Annotated in this window: 30 protein-coding genes; 14 read left to right on the top strand and 16 right to left on the bottom strand. The window is 62.3% G+C overall.

What is annotated here, in order from left to right; translation table 11 throughout:
• The gene (locus J2X24_RS11060; protein WP_209721071.1) at positions 1-2,232 is read right to left on the bottom strand and encodes a spermidine synthase; all 2,232 of its coding nucleotides are present in this window, start codon (positions 2,230-2,232) and stop codon (positions 1-3) included.
• A gap of 101 nt (positions 2,233-2,333) precedes the next feature.
• Entirely contained in the window at positions 2,334-3,071 is a 738-nt protein-coding gene (locus J2X24_RS11055; RefSeq protein WP_209721068.1) for a creatininase family protein, read from the bottom strand.
• A 175-nt stretch (positions 3,072-3,246) separates the two neighbouring features.
• Here J2X24_RS11055 and acs point away from each other — a divergent pair, with 175 nt between their 5' ends.
• The 4 genes from acs (at position 3,247) to J2X24_RS11035 (ending at position 7,136) form a co-directional block, all read left to right on the top strand.
• On the top strand, positions 3,247-5,187 hold the full coding sequence (gene acs / locus J2X24_RS11050; RefSeq protein WP_404977820.1) for an acetate--CoA ligase: 1,941 nt from the start codon (positions 3,247-3,249) through the stop codon (positions 5,185-5,187).
• Between the two features lie 108 nt (positions 5,188-5,295).
• Positions 5,296-6,003, top strand: coding sequence for a hypothetical protein (locus tag J2X24_RS11045; RefSeq protein ID WP_209721062.1), 708 nt, complete (start codon positions 5,296-5,298; stop codon positions 6,001-6,003).
• A gap of 17 nt (positions 6,004-6,020) precedes the next feature.
• A complete protein-coding gene (locus J2X24_RS11040) occupies positions 6,021-6,506 on the top strand; it encodes an MOSC domain-containing protein (RefSeq protein WP_209721059.1) in 486 nt (161 codons plus the stop codon).
• Positions 6,507-6,518: 12 nt separating this feature from the next.
• Positions 6,519-7,136 (top strand): type 1 glutamine amidotransferase family protein, encoded by a 618-nt coding sequence (locus tag J2X24_RS11035; RefSeq protein ID WP_209721056.1) that lies wholly within the window; start codon positions 6,519-6,521, stop codon positions 7,134-7,136.
• A 102-nt stretch (positions 7,137-7,238) separates the two neighbouring features.
• Here J2X24_RS11035 and J2X24_RS11030 read toward each other — a convergent pair whose 3' ends face one another.
• From J2X24_RS11030 to rlmN, 5 genes are all read right to left on the bottom strand, one after another.
• On the bottom strand, positions 7,239-7,526 hold the full coding sequence (locus J2X24_RS11030) for a DUF1905 domain-containing protein (protein WP_209721053.1): 288 nt from the start codon (positions 7,524-7,526) through the stop codon (positions 7,239-7,241).
• The gene (locus J2X24_RS11025) at positions 7,516-8,145 is read right to left on the bottom strand and encodes a DNA-3-methyladenine glycosylase family protein (RefSeq protein WP_209721050.1); all 630 of its coding nucleotides are present in this window, start codon (positions 8,143-8,145) and stop codon (positions 7,516-7,518) included. Before J2X24_RS11025 ends, J2X24_RS11030 begins: the two co-directional genes overlap by 11 nt.
• Positions 8,146-8,186: 41 nt before the next feature.
• Positions 8,187-9,008: a peptidase gene (locus J2X24_RS11020; RefSeq protein WP_209721047.1), complete on the bottom strand. Its 822-nt coding sequence runs from the start codon at positions 9,006-9,008 to the stop codon at positions 8,187-8,189.
• A 10-nt stretch (positions 9,009-9,018) separates the two neighbouring features.
• A complete protein-coding gene (locus tag J2X24_RS11015; RefSeq protein ID WP_192619315.1) occupies positions 9,019-9,474 on the bottom strand; it encodes a DUF350 domain-containing protein in 456 nt (151 codons plus the stop codon).
• Between the two features lie 160 nt (positions 9,475-9,634).
• A complete protein-coding gene (gene rlmN, locus J2X24_RS11010) occupies positions 9,635-10,867 on the bottom strand; it encodes a dual-specificity RNA methyltransferase RlmN (protein ID WP_209721044.1) in 1,233 nt (410 codons plus the stop codon).
• A 185-nt stretch (positions 10,868-11,052) separates the two neighbouring features.
• Between rlmN and J2X24_RS11005 the strand changes: the two genes are divergently transcribed.
• Together J2X24_RS11005 and J2X24_RS11000 are read left to right on the top strand one after the other, a co-directional pair.
• Positions 11,053-11,313 (top strand): DUF3175 domain-containing protein, encoded by a 261-nt coding sequence (locus tag J2X24_RS11005; protein ID WP_209721041.1) that lies wholly within the window; start codon positions 11,053-11,055, stop codon positions 11,311-11,313.
• A 95-nt stretch (positions 11,314-11,408) separates the two neighbouring features.
• Positions 11,409-12,554: a hypothetical protein gene (locus J2X24_RS11000; RefSeq protein WP_209721038.1), complete on the top strand. Its 1,146-nt coding sequence runs from the start codon at positions 11,409-11,411 to the stop codon at positions 12,552-12,554.
• A gap of 55 nt (positions 12,555-12,609) precedes the next feature.
• Here J2X24_RS11000 and J2X24_RS10995 read toward each other — a convergent pair whose 3' ends face one another.
• From J2X24_RS10995 to J2X24_RS10980, 4 genes are all read right to left on the bottom strand, one after another.
• The gene (locus J2X24_RS10995; RefSeq protein WP_209721035.1) at positions 12,610-13,266 is read right to left on the bottom strand and encodes a YitT family protein; all 657 of its coding nucleotides are present in this window, start codon (positions 13,264-13,266) and stop codon (positions 12,610-12,612) included.
• Between the two features lie 159 nt (positions 13,267-13,425).
• A complete protein-coding gene (locus J2X24_RS10990; protein ID WP_209721032.1) occupies positions 13,426-14,160 on the bottom strand; it encodes a HesA/MoeB/ThiF family protein in 735 nt (244 codons plus the stop codon).
• Between the two features lie 37 nt (positions 14,161-14,197).
• Positions 14,198-15,865, bottom strand: coding sequence for a GH39 family glycosyl hydrolase (locus J2X24_RS10985; protein ID WP_209721029.1), 1,668 nt, complete (start codon positions 15,863-15,865; stop codon positions 14,198-14,200).
• Between the two features lie 60 nt (positions 15,866-15,925).
• Positions 15,926-17,032 (bottom strand): Gfo/Idh/MocA family protein, encoded by a 1,107-nt coding sequence (locus tag J2X24_RS10980; RefSeq protein WP_245344613.1) that lies wholly within the window; start codon positions 17,030-17,032, stop codon positions 15,926-15,928.
• Positions 17,033-17,136: 104 nt separating this feature from the next.
• On the opposite strand from J2X24_RS10980, the gene hslV reads away from it, so the two are divergent.
• The 4 genes from hslV to hslU are packed head-to-tail and all read left to right on the top strand — an operon-like array spanning position 17,137 to position 19,842.
• Positions 17,137-17,685 (top strand): ATP-dependent protease subunit HslV, encoded by a 549-nt coding sequence (hslV, locus tag J2X24_RS10975; RefSeq protein ID WP_209721025.1) that lies wholly within the window; start codon positions 17,137-17,139, stop codon positions 17,683-17,685.
• The gene (locus tag J2X24_RS10970) at positions 17,682-18,056 is read left to right on the top strand and encodes a hypothetical protein (RefSeq protein ID WP_209721022.1); all 375 of its coding nucleotides are present in this window, start codon (positions 17,682-17,684) and stop codon (positions 18,054-18,056) included. Before hslV ends, J2X24_RS10970 begins: the two co-directional genes overlap by 4 nt.
• Positions 18,053-18,544, top strand: coding sequence for a GNAT family N-acetyltransferase (locus tag J2X24_RS10965; RefSeq protein ID WP_310003257.1), 492 nt, complete (start codon positions 18,053-18,055; stop codon positions 18,542-18,544). Before J2X24_RS10970 ends, J2X24_RS10965 begins: the two co-directional genes overlap by 4 nt.
• Positions 18,541-19,842 carry an ATP-dependent protease ATPase subunit HslU gene (gene hslU, locus J2X24_RS10960; RefSeq protein WP_209721019.1) on the top strand — a complete coding sequence of 434 codons (1,302 nt, stop codon included), beginning with the start codon at positions 18,541-18,543 and terminating at the stop codon, positions 19,840-19,842. The genes J2X24_RS10965 and hslU overlap by 4 nt, the downstream gene beginning before the upstream one ends.
• 3 nt (positions 19,843-19,845) lie before the next feature.
• Here hslU and J2X24_RS10955 read toward each other — a convergent pair whose 3' ends face one another.
• Together J2X24_RS10955 and J2X24_RS10950 are read right to left on the bottom strand one after the other, a co-directional pair.
• Positions 19,846-20,127: a DUF3144 domain-containing protein gene (locus tag J2X24_RS10955; RefSeq protein ID WP_209721017.1), complete on the bottom strand. Its 282-nt coding sequence runs from the start codon at positions 20,125-20,127 to the stop codon at positions 19,846-19,848.
• Between the two features lie 57 nt (positions 20,128-20,184).
• On the bottom strand, positions 20,185-20,649 hold the full coding sequence (locus tag J2X24_RS10950; RefSeq protein ID WP_209721014.1) for a low molecular weight protein-tyrosine-phosphatase: 465 nt from the start codon (positions 20,647-20,649) through the stop codon (positions 20,185-20,187).
• A 101-nt stretch (positions 20,650-20,750) separates the two neighbouring features.
• Here J2X24_RS10950 and J2X24_RS10945 point away from each other — a divergent pair, with 101 nt between their 5' ends.
• From J2X24_RS10945 to nth, 3 genes are read left to right on the top strand one after another with little or no spacing between them, the layout of a single operon-like run.
• A complete protein-coding gene (locus J2X24_RS10945) occupies positions 20,751-21,089 on the top strand; it encodes a pyrophosphohydrolase domain-containing protein (protein ID WP_209721011.1) in 339 nt (112 codons plus the stop codon).
• On the top strand, positions 21,086-21,601 hold the full coding sequence (locus J2X24_RS10940) for a GNAT family N-acetyltransferase (protein WP_209721008.1): 516 nt from the start codon (positions 21,086-21,088) through the stop codon (positions 21,599-21,601). The genes J2X24_RS10945 and J2X24_RS10940 overlap by 4 nt, the downstream gene beginning before the upstream one ends.
• Positions 21,601-22,263: an endonuclease III gene (nth, locus tag J2X24_RS10935; RefSeq protein WP_209721004.1), complete on the top strand. Its 663-nt coding sequence runs from the start codon at positions 21,601-21,603 to the stop codon at positions 22,261-22,263. The genes J2X24_RS10940 and nth overlap by 1 nt, the downstream gene beginning before the upstream one ends.
• Positions 22,264-22,288: 25 nt before the next feature.
• Here nth and J2X24_RS10930 read toward each other — a convergent pair whose 3' ends face one another.
• The gene (locus J2X24_RS10930) at positions 22,289-22,750 is read right to left on the bottom strand and encodes a response regulator (RefSeq protein WP_209721001.1); all 462 of its coding nucleotides are present in this window, start codon (positions 22,748-22,750) and stop codon (positions 22,289-22,291) included.
• A gap of 107 nt (positions 22,751-22,857) precedes the next feature.
• On the bottom strand, positions 22,858-23,775 hold the full coding sequence (locus J2X24_RS10925) for an ATP-grasp domain-containing protein (protein WP_209720998.1): 918 nt from the start codon (positions 23,773-23,775) through the stop codon (positions 22,858-22,860).
• A 56-nt stretch (positions 23,776-23,831) separates the two neighbouring features.
• Here J2X24_RS10925 and J2X24_RS10920 point away from each other — a divergent pair, with 56 nt between their 5' ends.
• On the top strand, positions 23,832-24,827 hold the full coding sequence (locus tag J2X24_RS10920; protein WP_209720995.1) for an adenosine kinase: 996 nt from the start codon (positions 23,832-23,834) through the stop codon (positions 24,825-24,827).
• A 52-nt stretch (positions 24,828-24,879) separates the two neighbouring features.
• Here the strand turns inward: J2X24_RS10920 and J2X24_RS10915 are convergent, their stop codons facing one another.
• The gene (locus tag J2X24_RS10915) at positions 24,880-25,455 is read right to left on the bottom strand and encodes a Smr/MutS family protein (protein ID WP_209720992.1); all 576 of its coding nucleotides are present in this window, start codon (positions 25,453-25,455) and stop codon (positions 24,880-24,882) included.
• Between the last annotated feature and the right edge of the window lie 49 nt (positions 25,456-25,504).

Raw genomic sequence — 25,504 nt, 5'->3', positions numbered from 1 at the left:
CTACTTGTGACGCAGCATGGCGCCGATCAGATTGGTGTAATCGTCCGTCCACGCCCTGACCGGGCCGGGATCACGCGTCTGCCAGCGCGCGTCGGCACGGAAGCCGGCCAGGGCCGCGGCGTTGCGTCCGGCGATGACGACGATGGCTGGTGACTGGACGAAGCTGCCCTTGAATGTCTTGGTGCTGGTCTGGGTCAGCGCGCTGCCGCCGCTTTGGCGGATGGCGGCGATGACGGGATCGCGCAGTTCCAGATGGCGGTTGGACAGGTGCAGCAACAGGACGCCGTCGGGTTTCAGCTTCGACAGATACATGTCGATCGCCTGGACCGTCAGCAGGTGGGCCGGCACGGAGTCCGATGAGAAGGCATCAATGGTCAAGAGGTCGAACTGGCCTGCCGGCACGGACGACAAGGTCAGCCGTGCATCGCCGGCGTGGAAGGTAACCGGACCCTTGGCGCAGTCCGAAACAAAGGTGAAATACTTTGGATCGCTTGCAAGGCGGATGACGGCGGGATCGATCTCAAAGAACGCCAGGCGATCGCTTGGGCGGACATAGGCCGCCATGGTGCCCACACCCAAACCGACGACGGCGATGTCGGCGGAAGGTTTGAGCGCCTGAACCTTGGTGAGGGTTTGCCCGATAGCCGTTTCCGATGCGTAATAGGTGAGGGGCTGGCAGCGCTTTTGCGGATCGATCGCCTGTGCGCCGTGTAACGTCGTCCCGTGGGTCATGCGGCGCAGGGGGCCCACGACCGGGTCGGTGGTTTCCGCGATCCTCACCACGCCATAGAAGTTGCGTTCCGTCACGACATGCCTGCCGATCTGGGTGACGTTGACGGCGCTCAGGCCGGCGACCACCAGCAGGCAGGCCATGGCGATGCCCCGGTCGCGGAGCGCGAAGGCGCACAAGGGCGCCACAGCGAACAGGAAGCGTCGCAGCGTATCGGCGCCCTCGCCGTCGGCCGGTACGATCAGCATAATCACCAGGGCAATGGCGTCGACCAGTCCGAAGGCCAGCCAGACCAGCTCCAGCTGGGTCAGGCGGCGGTCCTCGCGTTCGGTGAACCAGGGTCTGGCCAGGCAGGCCAATGCCAGGGCCAGCGGATATTCCAGCACCAGGGGAAAGATGACGGGCGCCAGGAATGCGTTGAAGCTGCCGCCGACCACGCCGCCGATCGACAGGCAAAGATAGTAGAGCGTGAGATGCTCGGGCTTTGGCCGGGCACGCGCCAGCTCCGAATGGCACAACAGGGCCGTCAGGAAGAAGGTCAGCAGATGCACGGCCAGTTGCGCGGGTATGGCCAGATGGCGGAAGGGCAGGGCGTAGATGGCCAGGCAGGCCGCGGCGGCCTGCAGGATCAGCAGCATCTTGCGGCTGATCAGCGGCTTGGTGCCGAAAGCGAAGATGAAGGTCAGGAGATAGAGGGCCAGCGGCGCGACCCACAGGAAGGGCGCCGAAGCGACGTCCGTCGACAGGTAGGTCGTGACGCCCATCATCAGGCTGCTTGGCACGGCGGCAAGCCCAATCCAGATGGCCATGGTCATCAGCGACGGACGCGCGCTTGTCGCGGTGGTTTCAGTGACGGGAACGGTCGGGGCCTTCCGCGTCAGGCCCAGCGTCAGGATCAGCACGACCAGTATGCCGTAGCCGAGGCTCCAGCCGATGCGCTGGTCGGTCAGTTGCGTCAGCGGCTCGACGAGCACGGGATAGGCGACCAGCGACAGCAGGCTGCCGAGATTGCTGGCGGCATAAAGCGCATAGGGCTCTGGCGGTTTGCCCGTGGCGGGGTCGGGATTGGCGGTCAGGGCGAACCACGCCTGGACCAGGGGCGCGGTCGCCGACAGGATGGCGAAAGGCGCGCCGATCGATAGGGTCAGCACGCCCAGCATCCACAGGATCGGGTGTTCCGGGTCGGGCAGACCAAAGGCATTGCTGATCCCAAGCGGCAGGCTGAGCGCCGCCAGACCCAGCAGGACGCCGTGCAGGATGACCTGTATGCGGAATGACTTCAGTCTTTGCAGCAGGTGGGCGTAGCCGTAACCCAGCAGCAGCGCGGCCTGGAAGAAGGCCATGGAGGTGTTCCACACCGCCGGCGCGCCGCCCAACAGCGGCAGCAGAAGCTTGCCCACCATGGGCTGGACGAAGAAGACGAGCAGGGCGCTGGTGAAGACCGTCACCGCGAACAAGGGCGACTGGCGTAAAATGGGCGTGGTCGCGGCGTGGCTGGTCATGTCATCGGCCCCTCTGGTGGTGGCCGGACTTTAGCGGTCTATGCTTAACGCGAGCTTAGTTTGGTGGCGCAGACGGCGGGGCCTCCATGTCGAATGAAGGTCTACTCCGCTTCCAGCTTGGCGACGTCGTCGAGCAGGCCCTTGGCCGCCGCCTCGATCAGGGCTCGGCCGTCCTCTATGGTGGCCAGCGACGAGTCCGAACCGATGCGGCCATCGGGGAAACGCGAGCGGTAATCCAGCGCATCGCGGATGGGACCATCGGGTGCGATCTTCGGCTCCATCGGCGCTGACTTTACATGGTCCGGATAGGCCGCGAAGGTGACGGCGATTTCCGACGGCGTGGCATGGCTGCCGTGGCCCGTCGGATAAAGCTTGGCCGCAAGACGCATGATGCCCGGCAGGTCCCACCAGTTCCTGAGCTTCAGGATAAACGGGCAAGGATTGCCCGAATAGGAATAGTGCGAATAGATCTGCGAAAAGGTCGCTTCGATCGTGGCGACATTGCCGCCATGGCCGTTGAGGAAATAGATGCGGTCGAAGCCATGACGCGCCAGTGAATCGACCCAGTCCTCTATGGCCGACATGAAGGTCGTCGGGCGCAGGGATATCGTGCCGGGAAAGCCCAGATGATGCTGCGCCATGCCGATATTGAAGGTCGGCGCGACCAGCAAGTCGCCTTCCTTTTCGGCGGCATGCGCGATGATTTCCGGACACAGCCAGTCGGTGCCGAGCAGTCCCATGGGGCCGTGCTGCTCATTGGAGCCGATCGGCACGATTACGGTGCGCGAGGTCTCGAGGCGCTTTTCGATTTCGCACCAGGTCGACAGATGAAGCAGCATGGGAAGTCCCTGAACAGACGGTTTCGACTGTGACGGGTTTTAGGCTTGTATGCTGTTAATGCCAACGATTTTTCGTATTGGTCCTATCGACTCCGGAATCCTTATTTCCTAAGGTCGCGCCAACAAAAATGCCGCCCCGGCGCGTATGCGCCGGGACACTCAGGAGAGACTAAAGGTGAGCGACGACGCCATTTTCCCGGTTCCCGCCGATTTCATCCGCCCCGGCACGCTGACGGCCGAAGGTTTGAAGGCGCAGACGGACCTGTTTGCCCGCGATCCCGACGCACACTGGACGAACCTTGGCAAGGCGCTCGACTGGATCAAGCCGTTCACCAAGGTCAAGGACGTCAGCTATCAGCGCGAGGACTTCCGCATCCGCTGGTACCATGACGGCGTGCTGAATGTGTCGGCCAACTGTATCGACCGTCACCTCAACCGCCGTGGCGACCAGGTCGCGCTGATCTTCGAAGGCGATGATCCGAATGTGTCATCGACCGTCACCTATCGCCAGTTGTCGGTCAAGGTGAACAAACGCGCCAACCTTCTAAAGCAGTATGGGGTGAAGAAGGGCGACCGCGTCACACTTTATCTTCCGATGGTGCCGGAAGCCGCATACTTCATGCTGGCCTGCGCGCGTATCGGCGCCGTCCACAGCGTCGTCTTCGGCGGCTTTTCGCCCGACAGCATCGCCGGCCGCATTCTTGACTGCCAGTCGGACATCGTCGTCACCGCCAATGAAGGCCTGCGCGGCGGCAAGTCGATTCCGCTCAAGGCAAATGTCGACAAGGCGCTTGAACAGTGCCCCAATGTCCGCAACGTGCTGGTTGTCGATCATACGTCGACGGCCTGGACGCGCGGTCCCAAGGACGTCGCGGTTGCTGAGGCGCTGAAGGACATTTCGGCAGATTGCCCGCCCGAGCCGATGAACGCCGAAGACCCGCTCTTCATCCTCTATACCTCGGGTTCGACCGGCAAGCCGAAGGGCGTGCTGCACACCACGGGCGGTTATCTGGCCTGGGCCAGCTATACGTTCAAAACCACCTTCGACTACCAGGACGGCGACATTTTCTGGTGCACGGCCGATGTCGGCTGGGTCACGGGCCACTCCTACGTCGTCTATGGTCCGCTGGCCAATGGCGCGACCTCGCTGATGTTCGAAGGCGTGCCTAACTATCCCGACGTCAGCCGCTTCTGGGCGGTCATCGACAAGCACAAGGTCAACACCTTCTATACTGCGCCGACCGCCATCCGCGCCCTGATGCGCGAAGGCGAAGAGCCGGTGAAGACGTACAGCCGCGCCAGCTTGCGCCTACTCGGCACGGTCGGTGAGCCGATCAATCCGGAAGCCTGGCTGTGGTATCACCGCGTGGTCGGTGACAGCCGCTGTCCGATCGTTGATACCTGGTGGCAGACCGAAACCGGCGGTCACCTGATTACGCCGGTGCCGGGTGCTGTGGCGGCCAAGCCGGGCTCGGCGACCCTGCCCCTGCCGGGCGTCGTCGCCTGCCTGGTCGATGCCGAGGGCAAGGTGCTGGAAGGCGCCACCGAAGGCAACTTGTGTATCTGCGACTCGTGGCCGGGCCAGATGCGCACGGTCTTCGGCGATCACCAGCGCTTCCTCGACACCTACTTCTCGACCTATCCAGGTATGTATTTTACCGGCGACGGCTGCCGGCGTGACGCTGATGGCTATTACTGGATCACCGGCCGCGTCGATGACGTCCTCAACGTCTCGGGCCACCGCATCGGCACGGCCGAGGTCGAAAGCGCGCTGGTGTCTCACCATGACGTGGCCGAGGCCGCCGTGGTCGGCTATCCGCACGATATCAAGGGCCAGGGCATCTGGTGCTACGTCACGCTGAATGCCGGCGTTTCGGGGACAGATGATCTCAAGAAGACCTTGCGCGAACACGTCCGCCGCGAGATCGGCCCCATCGCTTCGCCGGATGTCATCCAGTGGGCGCCGGGCTTGCCCAAGACACGTTCGGGCAAGATCATGCGTCGTATCCTGCGTAAGATCGCTGAAGGTCAGCCGGAAGCGCTGGGAGATATTTCGACGCTGGCGGATCCGAGCGTCGTCAAGGACCTCATCGAGGGCGCGAAAGGATTGACCTGAGTCTAACGCCCGCTCTTACCTGTGGCTTACTCTGCTCAGGAAAACCGGCATCCGATTCTTACTGCACCCGGGAGTACGCTCGTTCCTTAAACAGAAGGAGCGACTCCTATGGCAGAACAGATCCACAACGACCGCGACCGCTTTAATCAATCTCAGAGCGGTCAGTCCCAGTCGCAACACGGCCAGAGCCAGGACAATACTATTCTGCACCCGGAACAGGCTAATAGCCTCGGCAACGGCTCATTGGGCGACGGCGCCGGCGGCAACGGTCTGGGCGGTGAAACGGCCGGCCTCGACTCAATCGCGGGCATTCAAGGACAAGCCGCACCCGATACTGAGTTACCAGGCTCTGCGGATACGTCTTACGCCAACGCGCGCACGGATATTGCCAACGAAAATACGATTGCTGCTGAAGGCGTCAGCCCGGACACCGGCGTAGTGTCTCCAGCGGAAACCTCAGTCGACCGTGATACCCAGGATATTCAGAACAATGCCGCCGATGCGATCATGGGCGGTTCCAGCGATGTCGTGCAAAAGCCGCAAGGTGGCGACACGCCGTTCAAGCATAAGGATCAGCCGCAAGACGCTGCCGAACGCCGCGACGATCCGCTGTCGCAGGAGGGCACGTACGAAGGCAAGCTGGTCTTTCGCCCTAATGAATTGAACCAGTCGGGGGAAGACAAGGAATACTTCCCGCCGGAAGATCAGCACCGCTTCCGTGTGCCACAAGATGCCCAGCATCACGTTCTGCGTCCTGACGTGACGCTCAAGCCGGGCGGCGGCAAACTTGAAATCGAGATGAAGGACAAGCAGTAACCGTGTAAACCGGAAGCATGCTCAACCCTGCTTCGCCGCTGGCCGGCCTGATAAATGCCCGCATGCGGCCCGGAAAAGTCGAATGGATCGGCGTGCGCTCCCGACGGCGCGCGCCGGTTGTCGTTATGGAAGAGGCGATGCTGGATACCACGCAGGGCCTGATTGGCGATCGCTATAGCGGCCGCGGCGGCTCGCGCCACGTCACTCTGATAGGCCGTGAAAACATCGCGGCCATCGCCAGTTTCCTTGACCAGGATGTCGCGCCGGAACAACTCAGGCGCAACATCCTGACCTCCGGCATCAATCTGCTGGCTTTGAAAGACAAGACCTTCCGCCTGGGAGAGGCTTTGCTGGAAATGACCGGCGAATGCCATCCTTGCTCACGCATGGAAGAGATCTTCGGCGAAGGCGGCTACAACGCCGTGCGCAGCCACGGCGGTATCACCGCACGCGTGGTGCAGGGTGGAATGGTGCGTATTGGGGATGGCCTTTGGGCGGAATAGGAAACCAACATCATGACCGAAACGGTTTATCTCTACGTATTCGATACCCTGGCCGACTGGGAGCCGGGATATGCCATCGCCAATATCAACGACCCAACTTATCAGAAGTCGCCCGGCCGCTATACCGTCACCACGGTCGGCGTAACCAGGGATCCAGTCACGACAACGGGCGGTATGCGCATTCTGCCGGATTTTGCCCTGTCGGATATCGATCCCTCAGCCTGTGCGATGCTGATCCTGCCGGGCGGTGCGCGGTGGGATGAGCGCGGTAACGGCGAAGGCGTCGACCTCGCCAAGGCCGTGCTGGCCGTCGGCGGCAAGGTCGCGGCCATCTGCGGCGCAACCGCGGGGCTGGCGCGCGGCGGCGTGCTGGATAACCGCAAGCACACCAGCAACGCCGCGGACTATATCAAAGCGACGGGTTACGGCGGGGCGCATCTTTATGTCGATGCGCAGGCCTACTCGGACGGCACGGTGATCACGGCGCCTGGAACGGCGCCGGTCGATTTCGCCCGCGAAATCTTCCGCGCGCTCGACCTGTTTGACGAAAAGGTGCTGGACGCCTGGTACAAGGTGTTCAAGACGGGCGATGCCTCTCACTTCGCGGCTTTGGAAGAAGAGACGGCATAATCGCGTCGGTATGATTTTAAGTGGAAACATCATGCCGATCTAAGTTTTTGTTTTGTCGCGATATTTAAGGCGAAAACCGCTTACACTTTTCACCATGTCGCTCTAGGCGAGGGTGATCGTGACGCTGGTCATGCTGTCGTCGTGCAAATCCTCGGCCTTGCGGACCGCGGCCTTGACCGGCAGGAGATAGCTGTTCGATGCCTTGTGCGGGAACAGCGAGGTTTGCCAGGTGGTGGCGCCTATAGCTGCCGTCACCTTGACCGAGCCCCAGCCACGCGTTTCTGCCTCGCAACGAATGGCAAACGCGATATCTTCGGGCAGGGTAATGAACACCCAGGAGGCCGTTTCGGCCCGCCAGCGCCAGAGTTTTGCCTCGAAGCTATAGCTCACGGCTGGCTTCGCCGCGCTTGACCGCGCCATACCAGGCCCACAACAGGTGCGAGGCGATTGAGCGGTAAGGCGACCAAACGAGGGCGCGTTCAGCGCAGTAAAGTTCGTTCGGCCGCGCCTCCAGTCTGTCCAGCCAGCCGACGGCTTCGCGCAGGGCGACATCGCCGACCGGAAACAGATCAAGCCGGGCTTCCGAGAACATCAGATAAACCTCTGCCGTCCAGCGGCCGATGCCCTTCAGCGCCATCAGGTGCTTGACGGCGGCCTCGGTTTCCATCGCTTCCAGCGCTTCGGCGGTCAGGTCGCCGGAATGGAAGGCTTCGGCCAGGGCGCGGGCATAGCTGATCTTGGGGCGCGACAGGCCATAGCCGCGCATCAGGTCGTCGTCGTGGCTCAGTACCGCCTGCGGGCTGACGTCGCCGAGGCCGGCGTGCAGGCGGGCGATGATGGTATTGGCCGCCTTGACCGACAGCTGCTGCTCGACGATCAGGCCCAGCAGGGCGGGAAAACCATTGTCGCGCTTGCGGAAAGTGATGTGGCCGAAGCGTTCGGTGATGGGGCGGAGCTTCGGATCGGCGCCGGCAAGGCCCGCCAGGTGCTCTGGGTCGAGAGGTGTCATGAGGCACTTATACCGCAACGGCTGCGCAAAAGCGGCAGTATTTACGACTTGATGCACCCGACCTGAGCCACGCGGTACTCACGGCGCAGGGTATCGGCGACGATGCCGTAATTGCGCTTGGTGATGGTGGCTTCGGCGTCGTAATCCGGCTTGCGCGGGCTGGCATTGGCCAGTTGCACAACGGCCTCCGGGACCGAGGTATAGATGCGGCCCCGGCGCGGGGCTTCCTTGATGACAATGCCGACGACGCGCGAATTGTCGTCGATGACGGGGCCGCCCTTGAGATTGTTGAGATCGCCTTCGATGCCCTGGGTACGGCCGGCCGCTGCCCAGGCCAGCACCACTTCGTTGTGGCCGCCGCGTTTGGAGCGCTCCAGCACCGTCACGCCGATCAGGCGGGCGGTGGCTTCGCCGGGTTCACCGGCGGGAAAGCCCGGCATGAAACCGCGAATGCCCGGCTCGATCGTCTTAGGATCGACCAGGGACAGGGGCCGCGCGCCGCCGTCCGTTACGCCTATCACGTAGCTGTCGACGCCGGGCACTTCACGGATTTTGAAAGGCACGCCGAGATTGCCGCCAATATTGAGAAAGGGGTGGCTGCAGCCGCGGATGCTCTGGCGCGACACGACCCAGTCACCCGTCTGCGACAGGCTGAAGGCCGTGCCGGTCATGACGCGCTGATCACCGATCGGCAGGTTGATGATCGAGCCGGCGGAAAACGGCGTGAAGTTGGCGAAAAGGGCCATCTCACCGACACCCGGCGGCGGCGGCGCGGGGGGCGCCGGCGAATTCTCATGCCACTGGCTGGTCACCACTGTAATCAGGGCGACACATGCACCGTAAAGAAGCCAGTCTAGCTTCATGGCCGGGCCCTTACTGGACGGTGGCGGCGAGGAGGAGGGCGGCGGCCAGCTTGGCGGCAACCAGCAGTACGGCGGCGGAAACTTCGCCTTCATTCATGCGATTGGGCAGGCCGGCCAGCAGGAAGTCCACCATACGGAAGACAAACAGTTGCAGCAGAATGGTCGCGCCACCCCACAGCACGATTTCGCGTAAAGACGTCGAGGCGACGATGGAGGCAGCCAGAGGAATGGCCAGGCCGATAATGACGCCGCCATAGCCAACCGCAGCTGCCGAATTGCCTTCGCGAATCTGCTGGATTTCCTTGTAGGGCGTCAGGATGGAATAGACGGTTGCGCCAATCATTAGCATCAGCAGCGCGACGCCGCCGTGCAGCAGGGTGGTGACGAAACCCGAGGCGAAGGCCTGCATTTCCGGACGCAGCACTTCGGGCGTCAGGAAGCTGAGATTGAGCGTGTCGGATGTCATTTGCGAAACGGTCCCCTGCGGCACTTTTTGCGGTGCGGTCCGGTGGCGTTCTCCACCGGCCCGTTAGGTATGCTGGAAACTTCCTGCAAGATCAAGTCCACGCTTCCACGCCTGTGGACACTTTCGCTGTGAATTGCGTCGGACCTTGCAAATACGCGATTCAGGAGATCATGCCGGCCGCCAGATGGGCAAAAGGCAGGCTCTCGCTATGATCGTCGTCTTGCGTGTTGTCCTCGTTTGACGCAATATTTTCGCGCTGGTTGCGGCGCAACACGCTGGCGCGTTGCTTCTCGCTCTCGGACTTCAGCTGGCCGCAGGCGGCCAGGATGTCGCGGCCGCGCGGCGTGCGGATCGGCGAGGCGTAGCCGGCCTTGTTGAGCACGGCGGCAAAGGCTTCGATCGTGCGCCAGTCCGAACACTGGTAATCGGTGCCGGGCCAAGGGTTGAACGGGATCAAGTTGATCTTGGCCGGAATGCCTTTCAGCAGGCGGATCAGGGCGCGCGCTTCGGCTGGTGTGTCGTTGATGCCCTTCAGCATGACGTATTCGAAGGTGACGCGGCGGGCGTTCGACAGGCCCGGATAGGCGCGGATGGCCGCCATCAGCTGTTCGATATTGTATTTCTTGTTGAGCGGCACGAGGACGTCGCGCAGCTCATCGTTGGTGGCGTGCAGCGAGATGGCCAGCATGGCGGCCGTGCGCTCGCCCAAAGCCGGCAGTTCCGGCGTGACGCCCGAGGTCGACACCGTGATCCGCCGGCGCGAAATGGCGATGCCTTCGTTGTCGGAAATGATGTCGATGGCGTCGGCGACATTGTCGAGATTGTAGAGTGGCTCGCCCATGCCCATGAAGACGATGTTCGACAGGCGACGGTCTTCCTTGGGCGACGGCCATTCGCCGAGATCGTCGCGCGCCACCTGGACCTGGGCGACGATTTCGGCGGCCGTCAGGTTGCGCACCAGCTTCTGCGTACCGGTATGACAGAAGGAGCAGTTGAGCGTGCAGCCGACCTGGCTGGAGACGCACAATGCGCCCGAACGGCCGACATCCGGAATGTAGACGGTTTCGACCTCTATGCCCGGCGCCATGCGGATCAGGTATTTGCGCGTGCCGTCCTTGGAAATCTGGCGCTCGACGATTTCCGGCCGGGCCAGGGTGAACTTGTCGGCGAACAGGGCGCGCTGGTCCTTGGCGATGTCGGTCATCTGGTCGAAATCGACGACGCCGTAATGGTGCACCCAGCGCCAGATCTGCTGCATGCGCATCTTGGCCTTTCGTGCCTCGACCACGCCGCTGTCAATCAGGGCCTGGGTCAGCCCATCGCGCGTCAGGCCGGTGATGTTCACCAGCTGAGGGGAGGCGGGCTTTTGAGACAGGTCGAGCGTATGGGCCAAGGCAAGCGGCTTTCGGACAGAGCATTTCGGGGATGAAGGCGCGGCTTATATAGGAAAAGGCGCCGTTTGTCTAATAAGACCCGTAAGTCGTTTTTTTGCCACCTTCTGATATCTCGCGGACTGCCCGCAAATTACTTCCTGATTTCGTGAAGTGCAGAATGCATTCGGGCTGGCACGGAGTGCGCATGGTGACGATCAGGAAATGGCCGCGAGATCCGGAAAGAGACCACGCGCACCTGTTCGCATTGGAAGACCCGAGGCTTATTGCCGAGTCGCTGAAACGCATGGCCGAAACGAGCCAGTGCCAGGGCACGCCATATGAGCGCGCCATGAAGATTTTGTCCGATTATGTTGACCAGGACGGTACGGTTCTGTCGACGCGACAGCACCAGATCATCGAAGAGGTGAAGGACTGGCTGCGTGACCTGTTCATGGTGCGGGGATAAAGCCGCGCAAGACCTTGCCGTTCGTCATCGTTTCGTCGCGATTTTGACGGTAGGGTGCGACCGGGGGCGGGCATCCTGCGTTCGGGAGACCGTCTATGCTGTCCATGAAATCCATCGCCGGGCTTGGCGCGCTGCTGGCTGCGCCCTTGGCTGCGCACGCCGGGCCGCTGGCCTATGACAATCCGCTCGGCATTACGGTGGCTATGGAGGAAGAAGGCGGTCCGGCCGCCGATCCCGCCGGACGCCTGAGTGCGGCGATCGTCAGGCTGCAAGGCACGTTGGGGCAGGCGTCAAGCGGTCCCGAGCCCAAGATCGATAGCTCCATGGGGGTGGCGATCGCCGTCGTGGCGCGCCAGTTCAGCAAGGACCCCGGACAGGTCCATATGCTGGTCGCTTCGGACGGCGGCGGCGGGGTCTGCCATATCCGCGCGCCCGCCAGGACGGAGAGCCAGTCGCACATCCCGCAGCTCCTGTTGCTGTGCCTGGCCAATTTCGGCAAGCCGGTAAGCGCTCCGGCGACGCCCGCTGCCGCGCCGGTCGCCGCTCCGAAGCCTGCCGGCATAAAAGCCGCGCCTAATGCGCGCTTCGCCCAGAACTGGGCCAAGGTCGAGGGCGTCTATTTTCGCTCGATCGCCAATTTCGGCGTCGGCGGCATGATGATCATGGATTTCGAACCGATCATACTGTTCAAGGACGGGTCCTATGTCGAAATCCGCCAGCAGGCGCTCGAGGACATGGATTTGACCGCCGACCGCCAGGCGCGGCCGAAACTGTGGGGGCGCTGGAGCAAGGCCGGCGCGGCCTTCGTGTTGACGGGATACACCGGAAAGTCCCACAGCTACGAACTCCAGCAGGGCCAGTTCTTCAAGGCTTATCCGGCCTCGATAGGCAAGCTGCTGCCGGCCTATAAGCGCGTGTCGGGCGGCGGCAATTCCGCCATGGGGGGTGAGATGACGATTGCCGTCCAAAGCAAGATCGCTTTCTCGCCCGATGGCCGGTTTGTGCGCGGCGCTAATGTCGGCGCGCTCAATTCCGGCAGCCAAACGGGCTGGGCGACGGCGGTCAGCGCCAGCAACGGCAAGAACGGCACTTATACAGTCAAGGGCCACACCATTACGCTTACCTATGCGGACGGCAAGATTGAGCGCGAGTTCTTTGCCTTTGCCTCGAAGAAGACGCCGCCCCAGCCGGACACGGAAATGATCTTCATCGGTGACAGCGTCTATACCAGTGACGACTAAAAGCGCTTTCCAAAAAGTGTCATGCGGTTTTTGGATAGAAAGCGCGTCTCAATAATTAACGCCCGATATAGCGCTCGGGCTTGTGGAAACCGATCAGCACGCCGCTCATGGCGATGGCCGACAGGATCGAAAAGACGATCTGCTGGCCGTTCAGCACCAGGATCGACGCCGACAGGATCAGGGCGTCGCACAGCATCTGCGTCTTGCCGGCATTGATATTGCGCGTTTTTTGCAGGTACAGCGCAAGCACGCCCGTGCCGCCGGCACCCGCGCTGTGCCTGGCCAGGGACAGAATGCCCATACCGATGACCGTGCCGCCGAACAGCGCAGCAAACACCGGATGCACCTTGTCGATATGGAAGGCATAGGGCGCAGCTTGCGCGCCGGCCATGATGGCCAGGTTGACGATGACGGTCTTGATCATGAAGTGCCTGCCCATGGCCGGCCAGGCAAACAGGAAGAACGGGATGTTGATCAGAAGGAACAGCAGGCCGACCGGCATGGGCACGACGTATGAGGCCAGCAGCGCGATGCCGGCGACGCCGCCGGTGACCAGGCCCGCCGCCTTCAGGAACATCATGCCCAGCACGACGAACGAACAGCCGATGGCGAAGGCGTAGATGTCTTCGATCAGGGTGTGTTTGACGGCCGGGTAGAGCAGGCTCTCCTTGTCGTCATTGGCGGTCGCGGCTGTTGCGGTGCTTGGCGGCATGGCGCATCCATCAGGTTTGGGGCCTGGCGTGCATCCTGTCCTGCGATGCGCATATGTTTACGCTTGAAACTATCATGCCATAGTTTTGCGCGACGGAAAACCGTCTTGTTTTGTCGCGATGTTTAAGCGGAAACCGCTTACACTTTTCCGCACATCGCTCTAGCCGTGGCACACCGGACAGTCCGGATCGGCCGAAAGTCTGACGACGCGCGACTGCATGGTGAGGCCGTCGAAAATCAGCAATTGGCCACGCAGGGGCTCGCCCGCGCCGGTGATCAGCTTGATTGTCTCCAGCGCCGCCAGCGAGCCCATAACGCCGGCCAGGGCGCCGACAACGCCAACGCGTTCGCAGGTCTCGGCGTCCGGCGGAATGTCCGGCACCAGGCACTGATAGCAGGGCGGCCCATCGAACACAGACAATTGCCCGCTCCAGCGGCCGAGCGCCGCCGATACCAGCGGCTTTTTCAAGGATTGGCAGACCCGGTTGACCAGAAGCCGAGTCGGGAAGTTGTCGCAGCCATCGAGCACAATGTCATAGCCGTCAAGGATATCCGTGGCATTGTCGTCGCTGAGGCGCGCAGCGTGGATATTATAGTCCGTGTGCGGATTAATGCTCTGAAGCGTCGTTCTCGCAGTGCCGGCCTTGGCCTTGCCGGTATCGCCCGTGCCGTAGAGCACCTGGCGTTGCAGGTTGCTCACCGACACCGTGTCATCGTCAATCAGGCCCAATGTACCGACACCGGCCGCTGCCAGATACAGCGCGGCCGGCGCGCCGATCCCGCCCATGCCGACAAGGGCGACCTTGGCGGCTTTAAGCTTTAACTGGCCCGTCCCGCCGACCTCCTTGAGCACGAGGTGGCGGGCATAGCGGTCGATTTCATCGTCGGTAAGCATGACGGCTAGATAAGACCGAATGCCGTTCGATCCAAGCCTATTCGACGATCAGCAGGGTCACGCCCTGGCGGACGAGCGTAAGATCGAGCTTCGCCGCGCCCTTGGTGACCGTCAACGGTGCCAGGGCCGTCGGGTGCATGACCGAAGCCGCTTCCAGAACCTTGTACTGATCCTGATTGGGCGACTGCGGCGAGCCCATCTCCTGCCAGGCGGTATAGGCGTTGGCGGTTTTCGGATCGACCAGGTACTGCGTGACCTTGCGTGTCCTGGCCTTGCCGAGGCCCGACAGGTTGACGGTAACCGCCGCATCCGGGCCTTTCAGGTCGTCGTCGTTGTAATGCCAGACCAGCACCGCGACTTTCGATCCATCGCGCGTCGCCATGACGCCGACATCATTTTTCTGGGTGACGGTGGCCATCATGTCATCGAGCGGAAGCTGCGCTGAACTGCTGGCGGCGATGCGCTCAGGGCCGAACTGCGCATACATGCGAAAGACATTGAGCACCGGCAGGTCGATGCCGTTGGTCGCCAGCTGGCGATAGCCGGCAAACCACGGCTGGTCTTCGAAGGTAAAGGCCCAGGTCAGCACGCCTTCGAGATTGACCTTGTGGCGGTCGGAAAGCTCCCAGATGCGGGCGAACGAGGCCGCCGTATAGCTGGAATACATAGTGCCGTTGCGATAGCCGTTGGCCTTGCCCGGGCAGGCGGCGCAGCCTTCAGGGTCGCTTTCGCCGATGACGATCGGCGTGTCTTTCAGTTCGGGTACGGCCGCGATCTTCTTGAAGCCCGTATCGACCGCTTTCAATTGGCTGACCATGCCCATCTGGACGTGACCGTCTATGAATTTCGGCGTGCCCTTGGCATGGAAGGCCAGGAAGTCGGTCGGCGTGCCGGTCTCGCCGGTCGCGTAATTCTTGCCCGAGACGACGTGCTTGAGGAAACCGTCCATGAAGGCGCCGCCGGAGCCCGCCACATCCGGCCCGCCCACCTTAGCCTCGGGCAGGGCGCGCTTGACCCCGGCAATGGCATAGTCGTGCGTCTTGTAGAATTCTTCCGGCGTGCCCTTCCAGTAGGACGGGCCGTTGGGTTCGTTCCACACCTCGAAATACCAGGTCAGGACCTCGTCCTTGCCGTACTTTTCGACATTGTGTTTGGTCCACTGATAGACCAGCTCTTCCCACTTCTTGTAGTCGTTGGGCGGGTAGTTCCAGCCACCTTCGATCAGCTCATACTTGAAGCCCGGCCGCCAGCTATGGCGGTATTGCGTGCCTTCCGGGGCCGATGACAGGGCTTCGGGCATGAAGCCGATCTGCAGGTAGGGGCGGACACCGCGATCGAGATAGCTGTCGATGATCATGTCCGTGATCATCCAGTTGTAGACCGGTTTGCCGTCCTTATCCTCGGTATAGGCGTTGGTGCTGCCCCACTTGAAAGCCGGGGTGCCGTCGCCGGTATTCAAGAGGTTATGGGCGCGGAAATAGACCTGCTTGGGCCTAAGTTCGCCCAGATGATCGAGCAGCTTCTGCCCGTCCTTCATGGTGGCGTAGTTGGGTTCATCGGCGCCGAAAAACCGCCAGACGGGTTTGAGCGGCCCTTGCGATTTGGCGGCGTCGACCGTGATGGTGACGGGAAAGCTATCCTCGGCCCACACAGGCGTGGTCATCAGGCTGAGCGCAAGCGCCAGGCCGGTCATTTGTTTCAACATGGCGTTTCCCTCTTGTCTGACAATTGGATAACAGTGAAACGCCGGTGCGGCAAGTTTCCGTCAGGTGAAGCGGACCATCTGTCCCGTTTTTGCGCTGCGCAGGGCGGCGTCGAGGATTTCCATGACAATCAGATTGTTGTCCAGCGCCGAGGGTTCGAACAGCTGAGGGGTGATTTCGCCGCGGATGACGGCGCAGAAATAAGCGAACGGGTCATTGCCCGGGCGCCGGCGCTCCGGCGCCGTGACGGGTTTCACGCCGGCTTCGGTTACCAGCCGCATGTGGATGCCGTCATCGGCGATGATCTGTCCCGTGGCGCCATAAAGCTCCATGTCCTTACGCGACACCGGCCAGTTCCATGATGCCTGGATGATGGCCTGGGCATCGCCATAGTCAACGATGATCGTCGCGTCGTCGTCGACCGTTGGGTAGACCTCCGGCTTGAAGGTGCGCGTGACGGCGGTGACGCTGACGGGTCGTTTGCCCTGATGCAGATAGGTCATCAGGTTGGCGCCGTAACAGCCGAAGTCGATGATGGCCCCGCCGCCGTTTTGCGCCGGGTCGGTCAGCCAGTTGAGAAACTCAGGCCCAACGCCGATCTCCTTGGGGCCCTTGTGGCCGGCATGAAAGACAGTCTTGCGCAACGGGCCGATCGCGCCGCTTGCCAACAGGCCTTGCGTTGTTTCGACCGTCGGATACCAGGTCGTCTCATAGTTGGTCAGCAGATGGATATTGTGCCTTTTCGCCAGCGCTGCCATTTCGCGCGCATCGGAAAGGCTGACCGCCAAGGGTTTTTCGACCATGACATGGATTTTGCGCGGTGCTGCGGTGCGTACGATATCGACATGCCGTGCCACAGACCCGTAACCCATGACGCCCATGGGTTTCACTTTGTCGAGCATGGTCGCCAGGTCGTCATGGACCAGGTCCATGCTCAGGCCGTACTGCGTGACATACTGGCGGGCCAGCTTGCGATCGGGCTCGGCGATACCGACGATCTCAAACGTGTCGCCGCGTTTGGCTGCCTGGAAGACCCAATGGGCGTGGCCGTGCGTCAGGCCCGCGATGGCCAGTCGGGGAATAGGGAAGGTGACGGAGGTGGCGCGGGCCTGTCTGGCCGCCAGGCCCAGCATCAGGGTGGCGGCCACGGTGCGGCGGCTGATCGTCATGGGCGTGTCCTCTGTTTTGCCAAGTCTTGGCTGACGAATAGCCGCATGGCAAGTCCGCGATTTGGCCCTTGAAAGCGCGTCACAAAACAGCCAAGTACGGGACCATGACAGACTCCAATTTTCCAAACTGGCACGGCACGACCATCGTCGCGGTGCGCAAGAACGGCAAGACCGTCATCGCCGGCGACGGCCAGGTCTCGATGGGCGCCACCATCGTCAAGGGCGGCGCGAAAAAAGTCCGCACGCTCGCCGGCGGCAAGGTCATTGTCGGTTTCGCCGGCGCGACGGCTGACGCGTTTACTTTGCTGGAGCGGCTGGAAGCCAAGCTGGAACTTTATCCGGACCAGCTGGCGCGCGCCTGTGTGGATCTCGCCAAGGACTGGCGCACCGACCGCTATCTGCGCCGGCTTGAAGCCATGCTGCTGGTCGGCGACCGGAACCACATCCTGACGATTACCGGCGTCGGCGACGTGCTGGAACCCGAAGACGGCGTGGCCGCCATCGGCTCGGGCGGCACCTACGCACTTTCGGCGGCGCGGGCTCTACTTGAATACGAACCCGACGCCGAAATCATCGCCCGCAAGGCCATGAAGATCGCCGGCGATATCTGCGTCTATACCAACGGCAACGTCACGCTCGAACAGCTGTCATGACCGATCGCATCACCATCGATCAGGCCATCGACAAGGCGCGCCTGACCATCAACATGCCAGCGACCCTGATAATGATGGTCGCCTGGGCCCAGGCGCTTTTGATCGTGCCATCGGGCCTGGCGCCGATGAGCATCATGGCCGTGTCGATCTTTATCGGCGTCTCCGGCTGGCCGATGAACTGGCTGTACAAGGCCTATATGACGCCGCGCTGGAAGCTGTGGGCCTATAGCCGCGTCGCCAATGTCCAGCAACTGAAGGAAGCCGCCATCAAGGCGCGCGTCCTGGCGGCCGACAACAGCTTCGCCGAAAAGAGCGAAATGTGCTCGAAAGAGGTCCGCGCGCAGATCCTGAAGCTGGAAGGCCGCGCGTGATCTACAGCTTTCGGTCCATGACGGCGGAAGACCTGAATCTGGTCAACGAGTGGATCGCTCAGCCGCACGTGGCGGAATGGTGGATCGATGCCGATGGCCAATCTGATCCCATGGACGAAGACGACCTGATCGAACCCGACTTCAATACCTGGATCGTGTCGCTGGATGGCCGGCCATTCGCCTATATGCAGGACTATTCTCCGCATCTCTATCCGGGCCACCATTTTTTCGATCGCCCCGACGGAACGCGTGGCATCGACCAGATCATCGGTGAGGCCGACATGACAGGTCAGGGCCACGGCCCGGCCTTTATCCGTCAGCAGGTCGAGCGGCTGTTTGCCATGGGCGCGCCCGTGGTCGTCACCGACCCGCACCCGCAAAACGCCCGCGCCATCCGCGCCTACGAAAAGGCCGGCTTTGTGGCTTACGGCGAAATCATCAGCCCCGAATGGGGCCCCAGCCTACTCATGCAGTGTTTGAAATCATGACCACTTTCTCCCCCCGCGAAATCGTCTCGGAACTCGACCGCCACATCATCGGCCATGCCGACGCCAAGAAGGCTGTCGCCGTCGCCCTGCGCAACCGCTGGCGCCGCAAGGCGACCGATGAAAGCATTCGCGACGAGATCACGCCGAAGAACATCCTGATGATCGGGCCCACGGGCGTCGGCAAGACCGAGATCGCCCGCCGGCTGGCCAAGCTGGCAAGTGCGCCGTTCATCAAGGTCGAGGCGACCAAGTTCACCGAGGTCGGCTATGTCGGCCGCGACGTCGACCAGATCGTGCGCGACCTGGTCGAAGCCGCCCAGATCATGATCCGTGAAAAGAACCGCGCCGGTGTCCGCGCCAAGGCAGAGGCCGCCGCCGAGGAGCGCCTGATCGACGCACTGGTCGGTGAAAACGCCGGTCAGGCAACACGCGATGTCTTCCGCAAAAAGCTGCGCAGCAACGAACTGGACGACAAGGAAATCGAGCTGTCGCTCAATGAGACGGCCTCACCCTTCGGCGTCATGGAAATCCCGGGCCAGCCGGGCAACAGCAATTTCAACCTTTCCGACATGCTGTCAAAGGCCATGGGCGGCCGCAAGAAGACGGTCAAGACAACGGTCAAGGACGCCCTGGCGCCGCTGATCACCGAAGAAAGCGACAAGCTGCTTGACACCGAAAGCGTCACCAATGAAGCGCTGAAACTGGCCGAAAACGAAGGCATCGTCTTTATCGATGAGATCGACAAGGTCGCGTCGCGTCAGGAACGCGGCGGCGCCGATGTGTCGCGTGAGGGCGTGCAGCGCGACCTGCTGCCGCTGATCGAAGGCACAACAGTCTCGACCAAGTACGGGCCGGTGAAGACCGACCACATCCTGTTCATCGCGTCCGGGGCCTTCCATGTGTCGAAGCCGTCGGACCTGTTGCCGGAACTGCAAGGGCGTTTGCCGATCCGCGTCGAGCTCAAGGCCCTGACCCAGGACGATTTCCGCCGCATACTGTCTGAGCCCGAAGCCAACCTGATCAAGCAGAACCAGGCGCTGATGGCGACCGAAGGCGTGACGCTGGCGTTCGATGACGGCGCCATCGCCGCCATGGCCGAGGCCGCAGCGACCGTCAACGCCAAGGTCGAAAACATCGGCGCCCGCCGGCTGCACACCGTCATCGAAAAGGTGATGGAGGACCTGAGCTATACGGCGTCGGACATGGCCGGCCAGACGGTGACCATTGACGCCGACTATGTCCGCAAGCGCCTGGGGGAAATCGCCGGCGACGCCGACCTCAGCCGCTACATATTGTAATGTCTACTCGCGGACGTCGTCGAAGGTCTTGACGTACTGGTCGTAGTTCTGTTCGAACATTCGCTTGTACTGTTCGACGGCGTCTGCAATGGCAGCGTCACGATTTGCCGTCATCGCCTGCTGGTCCGGGCTGCGGATCATCAGCGACCACGCTTTGAAGTGCGCGGCGCCGTAAACCGCGGCATCGGCCACCCGCTCGGGCGTGCTGGTCTTCAATTGGTCGTTGCAGATTTTGATATGCGCGTCGGCGCGTTCGAACAGCGCGGGGTTGGTGGTTTCCAGCATGGGCCTTATCACTTGATACAAATGCAACGGCCACCATGGCTTACAATTGCATGAGGATCAATGGGTCGCCAGCCTGGCCAGAAGCGCGTCGCTGGCGCGGTCGCACACGTCATACACCTTGTGAAAATCCGCGTCCGTCCCGTAATAGGGATCGGGGACATTCTTGGCCTCGCCCAAGGCCTCTTCGAGATAAAGGGCGACCCTGGCCTTCGATCCGCGCGGCTGCTGCGCCTTGAGATAGGCAACATTGTCGCGGTCCATGCCGAGGATCAGGTCGAAGCGGTCGAAGTCGTCGCTTTTCAACTGCCGCGCGGTCTGCGTGTCGATCGCGACGCCGTGCCGGGCCGCCACCGCGATTGAGCGGCGGTCGGGCGGTTCGCCGGCGTGCCAGCCGCCGCAGCCGGCGCTGTCGAGCACGAACCGCGTCGTCAGGCCCGCCGCGTCGATCTTGTGCTGAAGGACGCCCTCGGCCAAAGGCGAGCGGCAGATATTGCCAAGGCAGACAAACAGGATGGAGTTCATGGCGTCTCTATAGCGTCTGGTAAGACATAAGGTAAGGACCTCTTGATCACACCGCAGATTCGGCCCTAAGACGGTTGGAACAGAATATGAACGGGTGACCCATGGCTGTGCCGCTTCCGGAACTGGAACCTTTTATCGACCGCCTGAAGGTTATTTCAGACCGCTATGGCAAGGTCTATGACGTCGACCGCGGCGGCGACTGGCACCTGCTCAAGGTCCAGGAAGAGATGGGCGAACTGACCCAGGCCTACCTGGCCATGACCGGCCGGTCGCGCCGCGATGCGGAAGGCGCCCGGCACGACGTCGCCATGGAGATGGCCGACGTCATCTGCATGGTCATGCTGATGGCGCGCGCCGAAGGCATAGACCTCAATGCCGCCATCACCGAGAAGTGGCTGAAGTGGGAGGAGGTCATGCGCCAGGAGACGCAGACCGCATGACTATCCTGACAACCGAACGCCTGACCCTGCGGCCCGTGGCGGTCGGCGATTTCGACGCGCTGTGCCGGCTGTGGTCCGACCCGGTGTTCGTCGGCGATATCGGCTTCGGGCCGTTCACGCCGGAAACCGTCTGGCTGAGGCTGCTGCGCGATGTCGGCCACTGGCAGGTCTTCGGTCATGGCAACTGGGCGCTGGTCGATGGCGATGGTGCCTTTGCCGGCACGGTCGGCCTGTTCGACTATCGCCGCGACATAGACCCGGCGTTTGGCGCCATGGAAACCGGCTGGAGCCTGGCGCCAGCCTTTTATGGCCGGGGGCTGGCCTTCGAAGCCATGACCGCCCTGCTGCACCATGCCGATACGGCGCTGAACATCCCGCGCACGGTCTGCATCATCTCGCCGGCCAATGTCCGGTCCTTGAAACTGGCGGCGCGTCTGGGCTATGCGGTCTACCACGACGGCCTGTTCCGCAATGAGCCGATCCGTTTCCTGGAGCGCCGGAGTCGAAGCTGATGACCACTGAACCCTTCGTCAATCCGGACCCGAAGCTGGTCAAGACCCTGTTCGAGCGCTTCGAGCAGGACAAGCCTGACCCGCGCACCGAGCTGAACTTCATAAATCCTTTCACCCTGGTTGTCGCCGTCGCCCTGTCGGCCCAGACGACCGACGTGGCGGTCAACAAGGCGACCAAGCCCCTCTTTGCCATCGCCTCCAATCCGCGCGACATGGCGGCCCTGGGCGTCGAGCGCCTGACGCCCATGCTGAGCTCGCTCAACCTCTATCGCGGCAAGGCGCAGAACGTCATCCGCATGAGCGAAATCCTGCTGGAAAAGTTTGGTGGCGAGGTGCCCCTGAACCGTGAGGATCTGGTGTCGTTGCCGGGTGTCGGCAACAAGACGGCGTCGGTGGTGCTGAACGAACTGGACGTCGAGCCGGCGATCGCCGTTGACACCCATGTCTTCCGTGTCGCCCATCGCCTCGGCCTGGTTCGCGCCAGTACGCCGGACAAGGTCGAAAAACAGCTGATGGCGCTGATACCGAAACACTGGCTGACGCGCGCACACCATTGGCTGATCCTGCACGGCCGCTATGTCTGCGTGGCGCGCAAGCCGAAATGCAGCATCTGCATTGTCCGCAACCTGTGTCCCAAGATCGGCGTCGAACAGTCCGCATAGACGTTTCGCGTGGAAAGCCCGCCGGTCAGGCGGGCATAAGGTGCCACTCGCTGCCATCCTGCACCAGGCGCAGGGTGTCGATCAGGGTCACGGTCTCGCGCAGCTTGGGGTAGTCGAGCGGCTTGACGACATAGTGGGTCGCGCCCTGTTCGCGGGCATTGACGATGTCGTCCTCATGATCCGAACCGCTCAGGATAATGACCGGGATGCGGCTTAAGGTCGGGTCGTTCTGGATGATCTGCAGTACCTTGGCGCCGCTGAGCTTGGGCAGGTTGAGGTCGAGGAAGATGATATCGGGCTGGGGCGCGTTCTCAAACCCCTGTTCCCGCCGCAGGAACCCCAGGGCGTCTTCGCCGCAGCTCACCCAATGACCGTCGAACTGCACGCAGGCCCGGTTCAGCAACTCGGTGACTAAGCGGATCTCGGCGGCGCTATCATCGACAAAGAGCGCCTGCGCGAGCCGCGGACTGGCGGCGGCATTGGTCATGTGTTTTTTGGCTTGGCCCCAGCCAATTATGAAAGCGGAACTAAGCGCCCGCCATTCATATTTTTCAAGCGAAAAGTACGTGAGCGCGGAGGTGGTATTTGCCGCGACTAGGAATGGCAGGCGCATCCGCCGAAGAGGGCGATCTCAAAGGCATGGCGCAGGCGGTCGGCGGCGCCGTCCGAATAGCCGAGGTAAAGGTCGGGCTCGATCAGCTCCAGCTCCATCAGGCAGAAACGGCCCTCGGCATCGCGCACCATGTCGGCGCGGGCGTAGAGCAGGCGGTCCGCGCCGATATAGTCGATGGCGGCGGCGGCCAGCATCATGGCTTCCGGCGGCGGGGGCAGGGTGCGCAGATGGGCGTCGTAGTCGGGCTGGGAGCGGAAATCGCCGGACTTCGGTGTCTTCAAAACGGCGTGCGAGAACTGGCCGGCGAAGAACAGCAACGACCATTCGCCTTCGTCCTGGATGGACGGCATGAAGGGCTGGATCATGGCTGCGCCCTGCGGCGGACCGGCCTTGCCGCTATCCGCGCCGCCGTCGACGGACGCAAAGGCGGTTGTCTGGCTGGGACGCCAGACCAGGGTGTTCTTGGCGCCGGCCGACACGACGGGCTTCAGCACCAGGGTGTCGCCGAAATCGGCGCGGGCGTGGGCGATGGCCTCATCCGTGACGCGCTCGACGAAATGCGTTGGAATAATGCGCACCCCGCCTTCGGCCAGGTCGCGCAGATAGCGTTTGTCGACATTCCAGCTGACGATATCGGCCGGATTGAAGACGCGGTGCCCTGTATCCTTCAATGCCGCCAAGGCGACGCGGAAGCGGTCAGGATCGTTGTGATAGCCCCAGGCGACCAGCGGACAGATCAGGTCGTAAGACTTTGTGACGGGTTCGGACCAGGCTTGCGCGCTGATTTCGACATCCAGCCCTTTCAGGGCTTCGCGATAGCCGTCGAGCACGGCGGGCCAGCGGCCGTGATGCGACGGCGTGGCGGGATCGGGCGTAAAAAACAGTAGCGTCTTGGTCATGGACGCTCTATTCCCCCGACCACCCTTTTGAAGCAACCGATTTTTCCGGATTTTCCATGGAACTGACCTACGACATCACCGCTGTCGGCCACGCGATCGTCGATGTCCTGGCGCCCGCGGATGACGCCTTCCTGAAGACGCACGACCTGCACAAGGGCGCCATGACGCTGATCGATACCCATCGTGGCACCAGCCTTTACGAGGCCATGGCGGACAGCGAGCAGGAATCGGGCGGATCGGCCGGCAATACCATTGCCGGCGCGGCATCGTTCGGGGCCAAATGCGCCTATGTCGGCAAGGTGGCGCACGACACGCTGGGGGAAGTCTTCGCCCGTGACCTGAAAAAGATGGGCGTGACCTTCAATACGCCGGTGCTGCACGACGATCCGGCGCGCACCGGCCGCTGCCTGATCAATGTTACGCCGGACGGTCAGCGCACCATGGCGACCTATCTGGGCGCCGCGGCTCTGATCTCGCCGGAAGACCTGGACGCCGACATCATCCGGTCGTCGCAGATCACCTATCTTGAGGGCTATCTGTTCGACTCGCCGTCGGGCCGCGAAACGTTTGCGAAAGCGGCGCAGATCGCGCGCTCCGCCGGCCGCAAGACCGCCATCACCTTGTCGGACACCTTTGTCGTCGATCGCTGGCGGACCGACCTCCTGGCCTTTATCGAGCGCCACATCGACCTCGTCTTCGCCAATGAGGGCGAGCTGCTGTCGCTGTTCCAGACGGATGACTTCTTCAAGGCGCTGCGCTTCCTGCGCTCGAAGGTCGACCTGGCCTTTGTCACGCGTTCGGAGCAGGGCTCGGTCGCGATCAAGTTCGAGGACACTCACACCGTCGCGGCCGCGCCGGTTGACAAGGTCGTCGATACGACTGGCGCCGGTGATCAGTACGCGGCAGGTGTCATGTACGGCCTGACGCAAGGCCTGCATATCGAGACCTGTGCCAAGCTGGGGTCGCTGGCTGCGGCGGAGGTGATCGGCCACTTTGGCCCGCGCCCGCGCGTCAGCCTTAATGCCTTGGCCAAGGAAAAGGGGCTGATCTAGGTTACCTCTTAAGTGCGGGACGATACAGAAGTTGGCCCCGCCGATAAAGAAATTATCCCGCTCTTCTTTTCAGCGCCACGTAGAGCGCGCCGCTGCCGCCGTGGCGGGCATGGGCCTGGCTGATGCCAGCGACGATGTGTGAAAGCGCAGGATCGGCCAGCCATTCCGGTGCATTGCGCTTCAATATGCCGTTCTCCGCCATGCCCTTGCCGGTGATGACCAGCACGGCGCGGTAGTCATTGGCATAGGCCTGCTGCACGAAGGCTTTCAGGCGCGCTTCGGCAGCGATGCTGTTCAGCCCGTGCAGGTCCAGCCGAGCTTCGATCGGATCGCGTTCGCGCGACAGACGGCGCTTGCGGCGGGGCTCGATCGGGTCGGGCTCGAACTTCGGGCTATCGAAGGAGAGCTTGTAACCGGTCTGCGGCTTGATCGCCTGGCCGATGGCGAAGGGTGTGAGCGGTAACGGTTTGGGTTTCTCGGCCACCATCGGCTTCGGCATATCGGCGACGTGGACGGTTTCAATTTCCGGCGGAGGTGTTTCGACGCGCGAGGCCTTATGCGGGCGAACGGTAGCGGTTACCAGGGCCCACAGGCGCGTATCTTCAGCCTTTAATTTGTATCGCGCCATGCCGCACCCAAGTAAGAACCCCACCACCATTGGCTCCGCCAATGGTCCC

Origin of the sequence: Asticcacaulis solisilvae (assembly GCF_017875235.1) — a bacterium.
Taxonomy (GTDB): domain Bacteria; phylum Pseudomonadota; class Alphaproteobacteria; order Caulobacterales; family Caulobacteraceae; genus Asticcacaulis; species Asticcacaulis solisilvae_A.
The sequence above is the reverse complement of the archived record's forward strand: the minus strand, read 5'-3'. Positions and strand labels throughout refer to the sequence as shown.